We start from the raw sequence: 17381 nt of genomic DNA, 5'->3' as shown, positions 1-17381 counted from the left end.
TCGGGTCAGCTGCGCGCGAGCGCCAGGCCGGGGTGCTCGAGCAGCGCGCCGACGTCGGCGATGAACGCGCTCGCCTCCTTGCCGTCGAGCACGCGGTGGTCGAACGACACCGTGATCTGCATGACGTCGCGCAGCGCGATCTCGCCGCGGTGCTCCCACGGCGTGCGGCGCACGGTGCCGAGCGCGAGGATGACGGACTCGCCGGGGTTGAGGATGGGCACGCCGCCGTCGACGCCGAACACGCCGACGTTCGACACCGTCATGGTCGACGACGTGAGCTCGGCAGGGCTCAGGCGACCCTCGCGAGCCTTCTCGGCCTGCTCGCGGATGCGGCCGGCGAGGTCGGTGGCGTCGAGCAGGTCGGCGTCGTCGACGCTCGCGACCACGAGGCCGCGGTCGGTGGCGACGGCGATGCCGAGGTGGACGGCGCCGTGCACCTCGATCTCGTTCGCGTCGGCGTGGAACGTGCTGTTGACCTCGGGCGTGCGCGCGGCGGCGAGCAGGATGGCGCGGCACGCCATCGACAGGAACGTCGGTGCTGCACCGCCACGCGCGCGCGCCTTGAGGTCGGCGACGAGCTGCGTCGTCTCGGTGACGTCGACCTGCAGGAACACCGCGGCGTGCGGCGCCGAGAACGCCGAGTCGGTCATGGCCTTCGCCGTGTGCTTGCGCAGGCCCGTGACGCGCTCGCGACGGGATGCGCGAGCGGGCGCGGCGGTGGGGGCCGCCGCCGGGATCGAGAGCCGGTCGAGGTCGGCGCGCGTCACGACGCCGTCCTCCCCTGTCGGCTCGACGCTCGACAGGTCGATGCCGCGCTGGCGGGCGAGAGCGCGCACGGGCGGGAACGCCCGGGCCGGGCGGCGCTCGTCGCGCACGAACGGCGTCGGCTCGAACGTGCGGCGGCGACGCGTGGCGCGCGCGCCGGATCCGACCTTCACCGAGCCGACGAGCACGCTGACGCGCTCCTGCGCGGGCGCACGCTCCTCGACGGGCCGCGCCGGCGCTGGCTGCTCCTCGGGCTCGGGCGCCTCGGCGGCCGGGGCCGGCGCATCCGTGGGCTCCGCGCCCTCGACGTCGTACTCGATGAGCGGCGCGCCGACGGCGATCGTCTCGCCCTCGGCGGCGTGCAGCCTGCGCACGACGCCCGCGTACGGGCTCGGCAGGTCGACGACGGCCTTCGCCGTCTCGACCTCGGCAAGGATCTGGTTCAGCTCGACCGTGTCGCCCTCGGCGACGAGCCAGCGCACGATCTCGGACTCCGTGAGCCCCTCGCCCAGGTCGGGCAGCTTGAAGGTGGTCATCGGGCGCCTCCCTGCAGCGTGGTCTGCGCATCCGAGCGCGAGTGGCGGCGACCGAGCGCACGGTCGACGGCATCGAGGATGCGGTCGACGCTCGGCAGGTACGACTCCTCGAACGCGCTCGGCGGGTACGGGGTGTCGTAGGCGGTCACGCGCTCGGGCGCTGCCTGCAGCGACGCGAACGCGCGCTCGACGACGCTCGCGACGAGCTCCGACGACACCGACGCCTCCTTGGGCGCCTCGTGGGCGACGACGAGGCGGCCGGTGCGCTCGACGCTCGCGATCACGGTGTCGACGTCGAGCGGCGAGATCGATCGCAGGTCGATGACCTCGATCTCGATGCCCTCGTCGGCGGCGGCCTCGGCAGCCTGCAGCGCCGTCTGCACGACGGGGCCGTAGGTCGCGACCGTCACGTCGCGGCCGGGCACGAGCACCGTCGCGGTGTCGAGGTCGCGCACGATCGAGCGGTCGACCTCGCCCTTCGACCAGTAGCGCGACTTCGGCTCGAAGAACAGCACGGGGTCGTCGCTCGCGATCGCGGCGCGCAGCGTGGAGTACGCCTCCTGCGGCGTCGCCGCGGTGACGACGCGCAGGCCGGCGGTGTGGGCGAAGTACGACTCGGGGCTCTCGGAGTGGTGCTCGACCGAGCCGATGTCGCCGCCGTACGGCACGCGGATGACCATGGGCATCCGCACGCGACCCTTCGTGCGGTAGTGCAGCTTCGCGACCTGCGCGACGATCTGGTCGAAGCCCGGGTAGATGAAGCCGTCGAACTGGATCTCGACGACGGGCCGGTAGCCGCGGTACGCCATGCCGATCGCGGTGCCGATGATCGCCGACTCCGCGAGCGGCGAGTCGATGACGCGCTGCGGGCCGAACGTCGCCTGCAGGCCGTCGGTCACGCGGAAGACGCCGCCGAGCTGGCCGATGTCCTCGCCCATGAGGAAGACCTTCTCGTCGGCCTCGAGCGCGTCGTGCAGCGCGGCGCCGATGGCCTTGCCGAGCTGCAGCGTCTCGGTGGTGGTCTGCGCGCTCGTGTCGACCGCGGTCATGCGTCCACCTCGCCCTCGATGGATGCGACGAACGCATCGTGCTCGGCGAGCTGGCGCTCGAGGCGCTTCGTGGGCGTCGTGTAGACGTTCGAGAAGAGCGTGCGGTGGTCGGGCACCGAGACGGCGGTGACGGCGGCGCGCAGCTCCTTCGCGACGGCGTCGCAGCGGATCCTCGCCTCCTCGCGGATGCGCTCGATCGGTGCGCCCGTCTGCTCGAGTTGGCGCTCGAGGCGCACGATCGGGTCCTTCTCGCGCCACGACGCGACCTCGTCCTCCGAGCGGTAGCGCTTGGGGTCGTCGGTCGAGGTGTGCGGACCCATCCGGTAGGTCATGGCCTCGATGAACGTGGGGCCGCCGCCCGAGCGAGCGCGCTCGACGGCGATGCGGGTCGCGGCGAGCACGGCCAGCACGTCGTTGCCGTCGACGCGGATCGCGGGGATGCCGAAGCCCGTGGGGCGCAGCGCGAGCGGGAAGCCCGACTGCACCGCGACGGGCTCGGAGATCGCGTACTGGTTGTTCTGGCAGACGAAGATGACCGGCGCCTGGAACGCGCTCGCGAACACCATGGCCTCGTTGACGTCGCCCTCGCTCGTCGCGCCGTCGCCGAAGTAGGCGACGGCGACGTCGTCGGTGCCGTCCAGCTTCGCGCCCATCGCGTAGCCGGTCGCGTGCAGCGACTGCGCGCCGATGATGATCTGCGGCGTGGCGAGGTGGTGCTCCATCGGGTCCCAGCCCGACTGCTGCACCCCCTTCCAGACGCGCATCGCCTCGCCCTGGTCGACGCCGCGCAGGTACGCGAGGCCGTGCTCGCGATACGAGCCGAAGACGAAGTCGGTGTCGCGCAGCGCGCGGCCCGAGCCGATCTGCGCGGCCTCCTGGCCCTGGGCCGGCGGCCACAGCAGCAGCTCGCCCTGACGCGTGAGCGCGAACGCCTCCGCGTCGATGCGCCGCAGGATCGAGAGGTCGACGTAGAGGTCGGTGAGCGCGTGCTCGTCGACGTCGCCCAGGTGGGCGTCGAGCAGCTCGTTCGCGTGCCGCGACCCGTCGGGGTGCAGCACGGTCAGCGGCTCGTCGAGGCCGGCAGCGAGCGCCGGGTTCGGCGCGGGTACGGTCAGCGACCTGTTCTCGGTCAACGACATGGTTGGACCTCCTCGTCCACGCGCCTCGTGGGCGCTCGCGGTCCTGGGTGCGGGTCCGCGTGCAGCCACGCTAGCGATGCGGAGCAGATCGAGCAATGCCGACGCGCGGCATTGCGCAGAATGCTTCGCACATCCATCCTCGACGCATAGGATGCTGTGCATGCGCATCGTCGACGACACCGATCGGAAGATCCTGCTCGCCATGACCGAGCACCCCCGTTCGACGATCGTCGCGATCGCCGAGCGGCTCGGCCTCGCCCGCAACACCGTCCAGGCGCGCGTGCAGGCGCTCGAGGCGTCGGATGCGCTGCAGGGCTTCGACCGCAGGCTGCACGCCGAGGCGCTCGGCTACCCGCTCACGGTGTTCATGGCGACGCACGTCGACCAGCCGAAGATCGACCACGTCGTCGCGCAGCTGCGCGAGATCCCCGAGGTCGTGCAGGCGCACGGCATCGCCGGCCAGGCCGACGTGCTCGTGCGCTGCGTCTGCAAGGACGCCGAGGATCTCTACCGCGTCAACAAGCTCGTGCTGCAGTGCGACGGCGTCGAGCGCACCGAGACGTGGCTGTCGATGGGCGAGCTCATCCCCTTCCGCCTCGCGCCCGTGCTCGAGCGCGACCTCGGGGCCTGACGGCGCCGGCGCGTCGTCTCGTCGCGCACGTCCCTCAGCCGGCGCACGCCACCTGGGCGGGCGGCGTGAAGTCGACGCCGAGCTCCACGTCAAGCTCGCAGACGGAGCCCAGGAAGCCCTCCGCAAAGCTCGCGCTCACGGGTGGCCGACTGCTTGCGGCCGAGGACGCCCAGACGATCAGTTCCGAGGCCGCCTCACCTACGCGCTCGAGCCCGCAATGCTGCCCCATGTCCGTGCCGGCTTGACTGAACAGCTCCGACATCGACTGCGAGGCCGCGTCGATCTCATCCGACGACGTGGCCCTGTCGATCCGATCCAGCGCGGCATCCAACAGTGCGATCGTCTCCGCGGTCGACGTGTCGCAGAGGTCCGGAGCAGCGACGTCGTCCGGCGACGCGGCGTCGGGTTCGCTTGCGGGCGTGGCGATGGCGTCGCTGGGACTGGTCATGGCGACGCTGGAAGGGGAGACGACACATCCCGTGCTGGTCAGCACGAGGATCGAGCACGCGGCGACCAGCGACCATCTCGTCCTCGTCGTCATGCGCTCTCCCGTCGACACCACTGCAGTCATGCTCCGTCGCTCCCGACAGGCCGTCGCTCCCGACACGGAACGCATTGCGACAGACTATCGCTCGGGCGGCCGCAGACTGCGCCAAGGCCGCGCCGCTGACGTCGCGAGCGCGAGCGACTGGGCCGGCACCGACGCACGGTCCGCGCACGAGCGCTACGGCCCGATCACCCCGTCGTCGCCGGCATCGGCGTCATGCTCGCCGGCTTCCTCGTCGGCGCGCTGGCGCACTGGTCGGCGTCGGCGTCGTCGTAGCAACTTCTGCATCCATAGCGAAGTCCGCGATGCCCCGTCTAGTACATCGAAGTACCGAGTGCATACACTGAGGGCATCCAGCGACCGACGGAGGATGCGATGCGCGCAGGCGAGCGGGTGTACCGCACGCTGCGCGACGACATCCAGCAGGGCGTGCTCTCCCCCGGCGCCGTGCTCGCCGAGGTCGAGCAGGCCGCCCGCCTCGGCGTGAGCCGCACGCCGCTGCGCGAGGCGCTCGACCGGCTCGAGGCCGAGGGCCTCGCGGTGCAGCGCAGCCCGCGCGTCACGGTCGTGGCCGACGTCGACCTCGCGCAGATCCGCGACCTCTTCGCCGTGCGCCGCGCGCTCGAGGAGTCCGCAGCACGCCTCGCGGCCGTGCAGCCCGCCGACGCGCGCGACCCCTTCCCCGCCCTCGCGGCGGCGTTCGAGCGCGCCGACGCCACCGACGACGTCGCCGCCTACTACGCGCGCGTCGCCGAGCTCGACGCCGCGATCGAGGCGTGCGTCGCGAACGACTTCCTCGCCCGCTCGCTGCAGCCCGTGCGCGCGCACCTCGGCCGCGTGCGCCGCCTCGCGAGCGACCGGCCCGAGCGCCTGCGCGCCTCGGCGGGCGAGCATGCGCTCATCGCCCGCGCCATCGCCGCCGGCGACCCCGACCTCGCAGCGCACGCGACCCACGTGCACCTGCACCACGCCCTGGCGAGCATCGAGCGCACGCTCGCGCCCGCCACGACCGACCGCACGCCCGAGAGGATCCGATGACCGAGCTCCACAACCTCCGAGCCCATCGCAGCGCCGAGCACCTGCCCCGCGAGCAGCAGCTCGCGTGGCGCATCGCCGAGGTCGCCGCCGACCCCGTCGCCGTCGACGCCGACGTCACCGAGATGATCGTGAACCGCGTGCTCGACAACGCATCGGTCGCGATCGCGAGCCTCACGCGCGCCCCCGTCACGGCGGCGCGCGAGCAGGCGCAGCGACACCCCTTCGGACCGGGAGCAGCCGTCTTCGGCATCGATGACCGCGTGAGCCCCGAGTGGGCGGCGTGGGCGAACGGCGTCGCCGTGCGCGAGCTCGACTTCCACGACACGTTCCTCGCCGCCGACTACTCGCACCCCGGCGACAACATCCCGCCGATCCTCGCCGTCGCGCAGCACACGGGTGCCGACGGTGCGGCGCTCGTGCGCGGCATCGCGACGGGCTACGAGATCCAGGTCGACCTCGTGCGCGCCATCTGCCTGCACGAGCACAAGATCGACCACGTCGCGCACCTCGGCCCCTCGGCCGCCGCGGGCATCGGCACGCTGCTCGGCCTCGACCGCGAGACGATCTTCCAGGCCGTCGGCCAGGCGCTGCACACGACCACGGCGACCCGGCAGTCGCGCAAGGGCGAGATCTCGACGTGGAAGGCGCACGCGCCCGCGTTCGCGGGCAAGATGGCCGTCGAGGCCGTCGACCGTGCGATGCGCGGCCAGACGAGCCCCACGCCGATCTACGAGGGCGAGGACGGCGTCATCCCGTGGCTGCTCGGCGGCTGGGACGCGCGCTACGAGGTGCCGCTGCCCGTCGCGGGCGAGCCCAAGCGCGCGATCCTCGACACATACACGAAGGAGCACTCGGCCGAGTACCAGGCGCAGGCGTGGATCGACCTCGCCCGCCGCCTCGGCACCGAGCGCCCCGAGCTGCGCGACCCGGCGAACGTCGCGTCGATCGTGCTGCACACGAGCCACCACACGCACTACGTCATCGGCTCGGGCGCCAACGACCCGCAGAAGTACGACCCGACGGCGAGCCGCGAGACGCTCGACCACTCGATCCCGTACATCGTCACGGTCGCGCTGCAGGACGGCGGCTGGCACCACGTCGACTCGTACGCGCCCGAGCGCGCCGGTCGCCCCGACACCGTCGCGCTGTGGCAGAAGGTCACGACCGTCGAGGACCCCGTGTGGACCGCGCGCTACCACGACCCCGACCCCGACGTGAAGGCGTTCGGCGGCCGCATCGAGATCGAGCTCGCGAGCGGCGAGCGCATCGTCGACGAGATCGCCGTCGCCGACGCGCACCCCGCCGGCGCGCGCCCGTTCGCTCGGGCGCAGTACCTCGAGAAGCTGCACACGCTCGCCGACGGCGTCATCGACCCCGCCGAGCTCGCCCGCTTCATCGGCCTCGCCGAGCGCCTGCCCGAGCTCAGCGCCGACGAGGTGCGGTCGCTCAACGTCGTCGCGCCGAGTGGGCTCATCGTGCCGGACACGACGCAGGGACTGTTCTAGTGCTCTCCTCCCCCATCGACGCCCGCGCGAAGCGGCAGGCGTTCCGCCTCGGGCTCGCGTCGGGGCGCATCCAGCGCTTCCCCGGCGCGTTCACGCCGCTCTCGACGGCGCTGATCGAGCAGAAGGGCTTCGAGGGCGTCTACCTGTCTGGCGCGGTCATGGCCGCCGAGCTCGGCCTGCCCGACATCGGGCTGACGACGCTCACCGAGGTCGCGCAGCGCGCCCACCAGGTCGCGAGGCAGACGTCGCTGCCCGTGCTCGTCGACGCCGACACGGGCTTCGGCGAGCCGATGAACGTCGCCCGCACCATCCACGAGCTCGAGGATGCGGGCGTCGCGGGCCTGCACATCGAGGACCAGGTGAACCCCAAGCGGTGCGGGCACCTCGACGGCAAGGAGGTCGTGTCGCTCGCCACCGCGACGCAGCGCATCGCCGCCGCCGTCGCCGCCCGCCGCGACCCCGGCCTCGTCATCATGGCGCGCACCGACGTGCGCGGCGTCGACGGTCTCGACGCGGCGGTCGACCGTGCGAAGGCGCTGCAGGATGCGGGCGCCGACGCGATCTTCCCCGAGGCCATGGCCTCGCTCGACGAGTTCGCCGCGATCCGGGCCGCCGTCGACGTGCCGATCCTCGCCAACATGACCGAGTTCGGCAAGAGCCCGCTGTGGACGGCGCAGCAGCTCGAGAGCGTCGGCGTGAGCATGGTCATCCACCCGGTGTCGCTGCTGCGCGTCGCGTTCGGCGCGATCGAGCGCGCGCTCGACGCGCTCGTCGACGAGGGATCCCTGGCGAGCCAGGTGCCGACGATGCAGACTCGGGCCAGGCTCTACGAGCTCAACGACTACGAGGCGTACGCGTCGTTCGACGCGGGCGTGTTCGACTTCCAGGTGCCCGGAGACCCCGCGCGCACCGAGGACTGAGCAGCACCGAGGCGAAGGAGCCAGCATGACCGACCAGGACATCAAGAAGGGCCTCGCGGGCGTCGTCGTCGACACGACGGCGATCTCGAAGGTCAACCCCGACACGAACAGCCTGCTCTACCGCGGCTACCCCGTGCAGGAGCTCGCCGACACCCAGTCGTTCGAGGCCGTCGCGCACCTGCTGTGGCACGGCGAGCTGCCCACCGAGTCCGAGCTCGACGCGCTCATGCAGCAGGAGCGCGGCGACCGCGCGCTCGACCCGCTCACGCGCGAGCTCATCGACCGCTCCCCCGACACGGCGCATCCCATGGACGTGCTGCGCACCGCCGTCTCGGCGACGGGCGCGAACGACCCCGATGCGAACGACGCATCGCCCACGTCGGACCTCGACAAGTCCGTGCGCCTGCTCGCGCGCATCCCGGCGATGGTCGCGTACGACCAGCGCCGCCGCCGCGGCCAGGACATCGTCGCGCCGCGCGACGACCTCGACTTCTCGGCGAACTTCCTCTGGATGACGTTCGGCGAGGAGCCCGACGCGATCGTCGTCGACGCGTTCCGCCGCTCGATGGTGCTCTACGCCGAGCACTCGTTCAACGCCTCCACGTTCACGGCGCGCGTCATCACGTCGACGACGTCCGACCTGTACTCGGCGGTCGTCGGTGCCATCGGCGCGCTCAAGGGCGCGCTGCACGGCGGCGCGAACGAGGCCGTCATGCACCTGTTCGACGAGATCGGCGACGCGTCGAAGGTGTCGGGCTGGCTGGATGCGGCGCTCGCCGAGAAGCGCAAGATCATGGGCTTCGGCCACCGCGTCTACAAGCACGGGGACTCGCGCGTGCCCACGATGCGCGCCGCGCTCGACCAGCTCGTCGAGCACTACGGCGCGCAGGACATGCTCGCGCTCTACGAGGAGCTCGAGCGCGAGTTCGTCGCGCGCAAGGGCATCCACCCCAACCTCGACTACCCCTCGGGCCCCGCGTACCGCCTCATGGGCTTCGACACCCCCACGTTCACGCCGCTGTTCGTGGCATCGCGCATCACGGGATGGACGGCGCACGTGATGGAGCAGGCGGCCTCGAACGCGCTCATCCGCCCGCTCTCGGCGTACGACGGGCCCGACGAGCGGCACGTGCCGGGCGTCGACGCGTAGCGGCACGGGTCGGCGGAATGCGGAGGCGGGCGACGCGGTTCCTTCGAATGTGAACGATCTGCTGCCCGACGCGACCCACATGGGTCCCGTGACCCTCCGCACCGCCGACCTCGCGCGCCTCGAGCGCTGGTACCAGGCCGGCCCCGGCCTCGTGCAGGTCGCCGAGTCGCCCGGCGTCGTCGAGCTCGGCGTCGACGGCCGCACGCTCGTGCGCCTCGAGGCCGCCCCCGACCTGCGCGGCCCGAACCCGCAGGACGCGGGCCTCTTCCACACGGCCGTGCTCTACCCCGACCACACGTCGCTCGCCGCCGCCGTCGTGCGCATGACGCAGATCCCCGGCATGGTCTTCGCCGGCGTCGGCGACCACCACGTGTCGCAGGCGTTCTACTTCGTCGACCCCGACGGCAACGGCGTCGAGCTGTACGTCGACCGCCCGCGCTCGGCGTGGCAGTGGCAGGGCGACCGCGTGCACATGACGACCGAGGGCTTCGACCCCAGCGCGTTCGTGGCGCAGCACCTCGGCTCGGGCGATGCGACCGGCACGCCCACCGGTGCGACGGTCGGCCACGTGCACCTGCAGGTGGGCGACGTGACGACGGCGCGCCAGTTCTACGTGGATGCGCTCGGCTTCGCCGAGACCGCGGCGTACGGCGCGCAGGCCGTGTTCGTGAGCGCGGGCGGCTACCACCACCACATGGCGATGAACACGTGGAACTCGGCCGGCGCGGGTCGCCGCGCCAACACGCTGGGCCTCGGCCTCGTCGACATCGTCGTACCGGGCGCGGACGGCCTGGGCGCGGCGCGCGAACGCCTCACGGCGCGCGGGGTGCAGACGGCCGACGACGGCCGCACGCTGTCGTTCGACGACCCGTGGGGCAACCGCATCCGCCTCAGCTGAGGGGCTAGCCTCCGACACGCTGCGCCTCGACCTTCGGGTACGACTGCGCGAGCGTGCCGAGGCCTGCGAGGCGCGGATCGGCGGCGGGCGGCGGCTGCCACGCGGGGCCGCGGCTCGCCTGCGCGGCCAGCGCGACATCCGACTGCGCGAGCGCGACCCGCTCGGGCGTGCGCGCCTTGGGCTTGCGGTGCACGGGGATCGCGAGCTCGCCGAGGCCGAGCATCGCCAGCGGCAGGCCGAGCAGGAACACGACGAGGATGATCTGGCCCCACCAGGCGCCGCCCGCCATCGCGTAGGCGATCTGGTTCCACATCGTCAGCGCGAACAGCACGTGCACGATCGTGAGCGGGATCGTCATCCAGCCGCGCCGACGCAGCAGCAGCGACAGCCCGAGACCGACGGCGGCGACCATCCACGGCAGGCCCAGGATCGCGCCGGCGGTCGCGACCTCGGACGGCCCGCGCTGGATGCCGTCGCCGAGGCAGCTCCCGCGGCGGCAGAGCTGGAACTGGTACGTCTGCAGCAGGCCGTCGGGGCCGGCGTAGAGGGTCGCGATCCAGGAGCCGAGCGCCGTCACGGCCGGCATGAGCACGGCGATCGCGACGAGCAGCAGCACGACCTTGAGGGTGAGACGCGGCCGGGGACGCTTGGGACGCGTGACGCGTGCGGCACTCATGGCCGCATGCTATCCGTCTGCTGTGCGCTCGTCCCTGGGAAGCCGGGCGAGCGTCGCACGGGCGCGGCGCGCCATCGCCTCGTCGACCATCTGCCCGTCGGCGAGCGTCGCGACGCCCGCGTCGCCGAGGGCGGCGAGGGTGTCGCGCGCCCACGCGACCTCGGCGTCGGTCGGCGCGAACGCGGCGCGGATGCGGTCGACCTGGCTCGGGTGGATCGCCGTGCGCCCGCCGAAGCCCAGCGCAGCGCCTGCGCGGCAGTCGGCCGCAAGCCCGTCGAAGTCGCGGATGTCGGGGTAGGCGGCCATGAGCGGCGCCGGCAGCCCCGCGGCGCGCGCTGCGACGACGAGCAGGATGCGCGCGTGCTGCAGCATCGCGGGACTCGTCGCGCCGAGGTCGGCGCGCAGGTCGGCCTCGCCGATCGCGAGCGACGCGACCGCGGGGTGCCGTGCGATCTCGTCGAGCGCCGAGAGCCCTGCCGCGTCCTCGACGAGCGCGTGGACGAAGCGCCTGGACCGATCGAGCCGGTCGACGACGGCGTCGACGTCGGCGGCACCGCGCACCTTCGGCAGCCGTACCGCCACGTCGTGGCGCGCGAGCATCGCGAGGTCCTCGCTCGAGCCCGCCGAGACGCGCACCTGCAGGCCCGTGGGGCCGTGCTCGCGCAACCAGGCGTCCACGGCAGAGCGCGCCGCATCCTTGGCGTCGGCGGCGACGGCGTCCTCGAGGTCGAGGATCACGACGTCGGCACCCGTCGCGACGGCCTTCGCGAAGCGGTCGGCGCGGTCGCCGGGCACGTACAGCGCGACGGTCATGCGACGCCCCGCGCACGCAGCGCCGCGAGCTGCTCGGGCGTCACGCCCACCTCGGCGAGCACCGCGGCGGTGTCGGCGCCGTGCTGCCTGCCCGTGTGCCGCACGGCCCCGGGCGTCGCCGACAGCCGGAAGAGCACGTTCTGCATGCGCATGCGGCCCAGCTCGTCGTCGTCGATCTCGAGGATCGTGCCGAGCGCGTCGTACTGCGGGTTCGCCATGACGCCCGCGACGTCGTCGACGACGCCGATCGCCGCCTCGACGCGCGCGAAGGCCGCCTCGACCTCCGCGAGATCGCGCTCGGCGATCCACGCGCCCACGGCGGCGTCGAGCTCGTCGCCGTGCGCCGCGCGCTCCCGCCCCGTCGCGAACCACGGCTCGGCGACGACGTCGGGGCGGCCGACGAGCGTCATGACGCGCTCGGCGATCGACTGCGACGACGTCGACACCGCCACCCAGCGTCCGTCGCGCGTGCGGTAGACGTTGCGGGGCGCGTTGTTCACCGAGCGGTTTCCGGTGCGCGGCTGCAGGTAGCCCAGCTGGTCGTAGGCGGTGATGCCGCCGCCGAGCAGCATGAGGATGGGCTCGATGATCGCCATGTCGATCACCTGCCCCTCGCCCGTGCGCTCCGCATGCCGCAGGGCGATGCTGCACGCGTACGCGGTCGCGAGGGCCGTGATGCCGTCGGCGAGCCCGAACGGCGGCAGGATGGGCGGGCCGTCGGGGTCGCCCGTGAGCGCCGCGAAGCCGCTCATGGCCTCGGCGATCGAGCCGAACCCGGGCTGCCTCGCGAGCGGACCCGTCTGCCCGAACGCCGTGACGCGGGCGATGACGAGGCGCGGGTTGGCCTCGAGCAGCCGCTCGGGACCGATGCCCCAGCGCTCGAGCGTGCCGGGCCGGAAGTTCTCGATGAGCACGTCGGCATCGGTCGCGAGGTCGACGAGCAGGTCGCCGCCGTCGTCGCTCGACAGGTCGATCGTCGCGGCGCGCTTGTTGCGGCCGAGCGTCTTCCACCACAGGTTCACGCCGTCCTTCGCCTGCCCGTGGCCGCGAGCGGCGTCAGGGCGGCGCGGATGCTCGATCTTCGTCACGTCGGCGCCGAAGTCGCCGAGGAACGTCGCGGCCAGCGGGCCGGCGAAGAGCGTCGACGCGTCGAGGACGCGCACGCCGTCGAGCGGACCGGTCATCGGATCGTCTCCTCTGTCGGCAGATCCCAGGCGAGCCGCAGCCCGATGGCGTCGGAGCGGTCGAGCCCCGTGCGCAGCCACGACAGCACGCGCTCGGGCGGCTGGGGGCCGCCGTCGGCGTACCAGTCGGAGCCCTCCACGACGACGCCGCTGCCGCCGACGAGCAGCACGCGCCGCGTCACGCCGTCGGTGCGCTCGGTCTCCGTCCACTCCCACGGGCTCGGCGCGGGGCGCGCGAACGTCGCGTCGGCCGCAGCCTCGCGCCACTCGGCGTCGGTCGGCAGTCGGGCGCCGCGATCGCGGGCGAAGGCGCGGGCCTCATCGAGGTCGATGCGCGTCGCGGCCGCGTGCGGTTCGGCGGGCGCAGGCTCGCCGCGCCAGTCGGCGAGCTCGCCGGCCGTCACGGGCTGCGCCGCGACGGCGACGGCGCCGAGCGTGACGGTGCGCTCGTGCCGCTGCACGTCGTGCAGGCGCGGCGGCAGCGGCTTCCACTCCTCGACGTACGGCGCCTCGCCCTCGAGCCCCGTCTCGCGACGTCGCCACTCGATCGTGTGCGTGCGCGTGCCGGGGCGGATGCGGATGGCGTCGGCCGGCGCTGCTCCGGTCGAGCGCGCGTGCGGCACGAGCGCCGCGTCGCGTGCCGGGAACGTCGCGTCGGCCTCGTGCGGATCCGCGGCCGCGGCGGCGACGAGCGGCGCGAGCCACGCGGGCTCGTCGCCGTGCACGACGACGACGCCGGCGATGCCGTGCGCGGGGATGCGCACGGTCGTGCCGTCGAGGCGCGTGCCGGCGGTGACGTCCCACGCGGCGGCGGCGTCCGTTCCGATGGGGCCCGCGAGCTCCGGCGCGAGGTACGCGCCCTCCCCATCGACGTCGGCACGGTTCACGAGCGTGACGAGCGTCACGTCGCCGAGCCGGAAGGTCGAGCCGTACACGCCGTCGGCCGCAGCAGTGGACGTGGCACCGGCGAGCGGCGTCCACTCCCCCGACTCCAGCACGTCGTGGGCAGCGCGCTGCACGCGCGCCATGCGCCGCAGCGTCGAGCGATCGCGGGCGTTCCAGCCCACCCAGACGCCGAACACCGCATCCCACACGAGCACGCCGACGCCGTTCATCCAGCTCGACTGCAGCTCCTCGGCGTGCTGCCGGTTCCAGCGCCGCACCGAGTGCAGCATGTGGCGCCGCTCGACGAGCCGCGCGCGCATGACGCCCGGGGCCTCGGAGTCGGCGAACCACTGCGCCCACGACACGACGTGGTCGCGCAGGCGCTCGTTCGGCGCACGCGACTCCCCCTCGAGCGCGAGCGGCCGCTGCTCGTCGGTCGCGCCCATCCACCGCAGGAAGTCCGCGTCGGCGTGCTTGAGCGTGTCGAGGAAGACGCCGTCGACGCCCAGCGCGTCGGCCGTGCGGCGCAGCGCCTCGCCGTCGGACAGGGCGCGACCGGCGGCATCCGTCTCGCGGCGCGTGCCCGTGTCCCACGGGTTGTAGTCGACGAACACGCGCACGCCGCGGGCCTGCAGGTCGGCGACGAGCTCGCGCAGCCCGGGCACGTCGCGGTACCAGTCGAACTGGTTGCGGCCGTCGATGCCGATGCACGGGTACGCGTGCCACAGCACGAGGCCGTCGAGCCCGCCGACGTCGTCGTAGGCGGCGAGCAGGCGATCGGGCGTGAAGCGGCGCGCGTGCCAGTCGTAGAGGCGCTCGTCCCACAGCCAGATCTGCGCGGCCGTGCGGCAGCGCGAGGCCCACGGCACGGCGTCGTAGGCGGCGTCGTCGTGGTCGAGGCGCTCGCGGGCGTCGGCGGCGAGCGCACGGATGGCGTCGCGCCACGCGGGCCAGTCCGCGGGGTCGTCGGGAGCCGCGAGGATCTTCGCGACGTCGAACGTCGCGGCGTCGACGACGCCGTCGGCCGGCACGATCGTGGCGCGGTCGATGGGCCGCGGCACGAGCGGGTCGAGCGTGTTCGTGGCCGCCTCGTCGGGGTCGTGGCCGGCGAGCTGCACGGTCATGCGGGCACCTGCACGAGCGCGAGCGTGCGGTCGGCGAGGTCGTCGAACGCGACGCCGTCGAAGCCCGCGAGCGTCGTGCGGTAGACGCCGTGGATGGGCTCGGCGAGGTGCGCGGGGATCGCAACGGTGCCCTGCGCCCCCACGAGGCCGCCGACGGTGGCGCCGGCGGAGTCGGTGTCCCAGCCCGCCGAGACGGCGAGGCCCACGGCGCGGCCGAGGTCGTCGGCGCCGCGGATCGCCGCGAAGGCGATGACGGCGGCATTGTGCAGCACGTGCACCCAGTGCAGGTGGCCGTACCGTTCGTGCAGCGCGTCGATCGCGGCCTCGTCGTCGAGGTCGGATGCGGCGAGGTCGCGGCCGAGGCGCACGGCCTCCGCGAGCCGCGAGCCCTCGGGCACGCACGCGAGCCCGGCCTCGATGGCCTCGGCGGGCGTCGCACCCGCGACGGCCGCCGCGGCGGCGCCCGCCATGCAGGCGGCGCCGTGCACGCCGGCGCGGCGGTGCGTGAGGCGCGCATCCACGACGGCGAGATGCGCGGCCGTCGCGGGGTCGCCCGCGTGCGCCCAGCCGTACGCGTCGGCGCGGATGAGCGCGCCGATCCAGTCGACGAACGGGTTCGCGACCTCGCCGGCGACGTCGGGCTCCTCGCCCGCGAGCAGGTTGCGCAGCGCGATGCGCTCGGCGGTGAAGATGCGGCCGGCGGGCAGCTGCTCGAGCCACAGGCGTGCGACGTCGTCGGTCGTGAGCGCGTCGCCATGCCGCTCCTGCGCGACGAGGGCGAGCACGGCGAAGTTCAGGTCGTCGTCCTCGGGCATGCCGTCGATGACGCCGTCGAGGCTCGTGGGTCGCGATCGTCGATTCCACGGCCAGGCCGCGGCGACGTCGGCGGGCAGGCCCGCCTCGGTGAAGTAGCCGCGCACGGGCCAGCGGCCCGTCGCCTCGGCGATGGCGCGGATGCCGGCGCGCGGGATCTTCTCGACGGGCTTGCCGACGAGGCAGCCGACCGCACGGCCGAGCCAGGCGCCGCGCAGGCGGTCGTCGAGGCCCGGTGCGACGGGCAGCGATGCCGGCGCGAGCGCCATCGCCTCCCAGTCGTCGGGCTCGGCGTCGAGCAGCGCCCGCGGTCGCGGCCGCGCGCACGCCTCGGCCGTCACGCGCGTCGCGACGGCCCGCAGCGCGTCCGAGCCGCGCTCCGGCGTCGCCCCCGACGCCGGGGCCTCGAGCGAGCCGCCCGCGGCGACGAGCTCGGCCTCGAGGTCGGCGACGTCGACGCCGTCGAGTCGCGCGGCCGCGAGGGCGTGGGCGGCGAGGTCCTCGGGCTGCGTCCAGGTGAGCCGCAGCATCAGGCGGCGATCCCGAGGCGCTCCGCCACGGTACGACGCGACGCGAGCCGCGCCTCGTCGGCGACGAGCACCTCGCGCGCCACCTCGGCCATGACGGCTCCGGGCGCCCGCAGGTCGAGCCGCGACGCCTCGCCCACGGCGTCGATCCACTCGGCCGGCACGGCATCCTCGCCGCCGAGCGCGCCTGCGACCGAGCCGGCCATGACGGCGATCGAGTCGGAGTCGCGGCCGTAGTTCACGGCGCCCAGCACGGCCTCGCGATAGTCGCCGCCGCACGCCACGAGCATGCCGAACGCGATCGGCAGCTCCTCGATGGCCTTCGTGCGGCTCGGCAGCCGCGCATCCATCGCCGGCTGCCGGTACGTGTCGCCGACGGTGTCGAACGGGCGCACGGCGTCGCGCAGCACCGCGAGGCCGCCGTCGCGCCAGCCGTCGAGCCGCGACGCGGCGTCGACGACCGCCTCGATCGCAGCGCGCGTGCCGTCCTTCGCGAGGGCGAGGGAGGCGTCGACGACGTCGGAGACCGACGCGCCCGGCACCGTCGCCGCCGCGACCGCTGCGGCGAACACGCCCGCCGCCTCGCGGCCGTAGCTCGACTGGTGCGCACCGGCGACGTCGATCGCCTCCGCGTACGCCCCGGCCGGATCGCCGGCGTTCACGAGGCCGATGGGCGCGACGTACATCGTCGCGCCGCAGTTCACGACGTTGCCGACGCCTGCCTCGCGCGGATCCACGTGGCCGTAGTGCAGGCGTGCCACGAGCCACTTCTCGGCGAGGAACACGCGCTGCAGCGGCAGCGCCTCCGCCTCGAGCTCGGGGATCCACCGCACCTCGCCGATCATGCGCGGCACGAGGTGCTCGGCGACGTCGTGCGCCGTGAGGTGCCTGCGCACCTCGGCGTACACGTCGACGAGCAGGCTCGTCATGAGGGTGTCGTCGGTGACGTGCCCGTCGCCCTTGTGGTACGGCGCGATGGGCCTCGCGGTGCGCCAGTCGGCGTGGAACGGGGGCACGATGCCCTCGATCGTGCCGGCGTAGCGCTCCTGGATGACCTCCGGCGTGTTGCCCTCGGCGGCGCCGCCGAGGGCGTCGCCCACCGCCGAGCCTGCGAGCGCGCCCGTCGCGGCGTCCTCGATCGATCGTGCCACTGCGTCCTGCTCCTGTCGTGTCGTGCGTGA

16 protein-coding genes are annotated in these 17381 nt (G+C 73.7%); 6 read left to right on the top strand and 10 right to left on the bottom strand.

Annotation, left to right across the window (positions count from 1 at the left end; translation table 11 throughout):
* Positions 1-5: 5 nt before the first annotated feature.
* The 3 genes from BLQ67_RS15360 to BLQ67_RS15350 are packed head-to-tail and all read right to left on the bottom strand — an operon-like array spanning position 6 to position 3489.
* Complete coding sequence (locus BLQ67_RS15360) at positions 6-1301, bottom strand: dihydrolipoamide acetyltransferase family protein (protein ID WP_092506522.1); 1296 nt, start codon at positions 1299-1301, stop codon at positions 6-8.
* Positions 1298-2350 (bottom strand): alpha-ketoacid dehydrogenase subunit beta, encoded by a 1053-nt coding sequence (locus BLQ67_RS15355; protein WP_092506520.1) that lies wholly within the window; start codon positions 2348-2350, stop codon positions 1298-1300. Before BLQ67_RS15355 ends, BLQ67_RS15360 begins: the two co-directional genes overlap by 4 nt.
* A complete protein-coding gene (locus BLQ67_RS15350; RefSeq protein ID WP_092506518.1) occupies positions 2347-3489 on the bottom strand; it encodes a thiamine pyrophosphate-dependent dehydrogenase E1 component subunit alpha in 1143 nt (380 codons plus the stop codon). The genes BLQ67_RS15355 and BLQ67_RS15350 overlap by 4 nt, the downstream gene beginning before the upstream one ends.
* 160 nt (positions 3490-3649) lie before the next feature.
* On the opposite strand from BLQ67_RS15350, the gene BLQ67_RS15345 reads away from it, so the two are divergent.
* Complete coding sequence (locus BLQ67_RS15345; protein WP_092506516.1) at positions 3650-4120, top strand: Lrp/AsnC family transcriptional regulator; 471 nt, start codon at positions 3650-3652, stop codon at positions 4118-4120.
* A gap of 34 nt (positions 4121-4154) precedes the next feature.
* Here BLQ67_RS15345 and BLQ67_RS15340 read toward each other — a convergent pair whose 3' ends face one another.
* Positions 4155-4691, bottom strand: a complete 537-nt coding sequence (locus BLQ67_RS15340; protein ID WP_157674875.1) for a hypothetical protein — start codon at positions 4689-4691, stop codon at positions 4155-4157.
* Positions 4692-5042: 351 nt separating this feature from the next.
* Between BLQ67_RS15340 and BLQ67_RS15335 the strand changes: the two genes are divergently transcribed.
* From BLQ67_RS15335 to BLQ67_RS15315, 5 genes are read left to right on the top strand one after another with little or no spacing between them, the layout of a single operon-like run.
* Entirely contained in the window at positions 5043-5705 is a 663-nt protein-coding gene (locus tag BLQ67_RS15335) for a GntR family transcriptional regulator (protein WP_092506512.1), read from the top strand.
* The gene (locus tag BLQ67_RS15330; protein WP_092506510.1) at positions 5702-7210 is read left to right on the top strand and encodes an MmgE/PrpD family protein; all 1509 of its coding nucleotides are present in this window, start codon (positions 5702-5704) and stop codon (positions 7208-7210) included. Before BLQ67_RS15335 ends, BLQ67_RS15330 begins: the two co-directional genes overlap by 4 nt.
* On the top strand, positions 7210-8130 hold the full coding sequence (gene prpB / locus BLQ67_RS15325; protein ID WP_092506508.1) for a methylisocitrate lyase: 921 nt from the start codon (positions 7210-7212) through the stop codon (positions 8128-8130). Before BLQ67_RS15330 ends, prpB begins: the two co-directional genes overlap by 1 nt.
* Before the next feature lie 25 nt (positions 8131-8155).
* Positions 8156-9280, top strand: coding sequence for a bifunctional 2-methylcitrate synthase/citrate synthase (locus tag BLQ67_RS15320; protein WP_092506506.1), 1125 nt, complete (start codon positions 8156-8158; stop codon positions 9278-9280).
* A gap of 49 nt (positions 9281-9329) precedes the next feature.
* On the top strand, positions 9330-10178 hold the full coding sequence (locus BLQ67_RS15315; RefSeq protein ID WP_231945083.1) for a VOC family protein: 849 nt from the start codon (positions 9330-9332) through the stop codon (positions 10176-10178).
* Between the two features lie 4 nt (positions 10179-10182).
* On the opposite strand, the gene BLQ67_RS15310 is transcribed toward BLQ67_RS15315, so the two are convergent.
* From BLQ67_RS15310 to BLQ67_RS15285, 6 genes are read right to left on the bottom strand one after another with little or no spacing between them, the layout of a single operon-like run.
* Positions 10183-10854, bottom strand: coding sequence for a hypothetical protein (locus tag BLQ67_RS15310; RefSeq protein WP_092506504.1), 672 nt, complete (start codon positions 10852-10854; stop codon positions 10183-10185).
* A gap of 9 nt (positions 10855-10863) precedes the next feature.
* Entirely contained in the window at positions 10864-11667 is an 804-nt protein-coding gene (locus BLQ67_RS15305; protein WP_092506502.1) for an HpcH/HpaI aldolase/citrate lyase family protein, read from the bottom strand.
* On the bottom strand, positions 11664-12851 hold the full coding sequence (locus BLQ67_RS15300; protein WP_092506500.1) for a CaiB/BaiF CoA transferase family protein: 1188 nt from the start codon (positions 12849-12851) through the stop codon (positions 11664-11666). Before BLQ67_RS15300 ends, BLQ67_RS15305 begins: the two co-directional genes overlap by 4 nt.
* Positions 12848-14860, bottom strand: a complete 2013-nt coding sequence (locus BLQ67_RS15295; protein WP_092506498.1) for a hypothetical protein — start codon at positions 14858-14860, stop codon at positions 12848-12850. The genes BLQ67_RS15300 and BLQ67_RS15295 overlap by 4 nt, the downstream gene beginning before the upstream one ends.
* The gene (locus BLQ67_RS15290; RefSeq protein WP_092506496.1) at positions 14857-16203 is read right to left on the bottom strand and encodes an ADP-ribosylglycohydrolase family protein; all 1347 of its coding nucleotides are present in this window, start codon (positions 16201-16203) and stop codon (positions 14857-14859) included. The genes BLQ67_RS15295 and BLQ67_RS15290 overlap by 4 nt, the downstream gene beginning before the upstream one ends.
* Positions 16203-17351 carry an ADP-ribosylglycohydrolase family protein gene (locus BLQ67_RS15285; RefSeq protein ID WP_092506494.1) on the bottom strand — a complete coding sequence of 383 codons (1149 nt, stop codon included), beginning with the start codon at positions 17349-17351 and terminating at the stop codon, positions 16203-16205. Before BLQ67_RS15285 ends, BLQ67_RS15290 begins: the two co-directional genes overlap by 1 nt.
* Positions 17352-17381 lie beyond the last annotated feature (30 nt).

It is taken from the genome of Agrococcus jejuensis (assembly GCF_900099705.1).
In the GTDB taxonomy this organism is placed as follows: Bacteria; Actinomycetota; Actinomycetes; order Actinomycetales; family Microbacteriaceae; genus Agrococcus; species Agrococcus jejuensis.
Note: the sequence above shows the minus strand (reverse complement) of the source record. Positions and strands in the feature narration are given on the sequence as shown.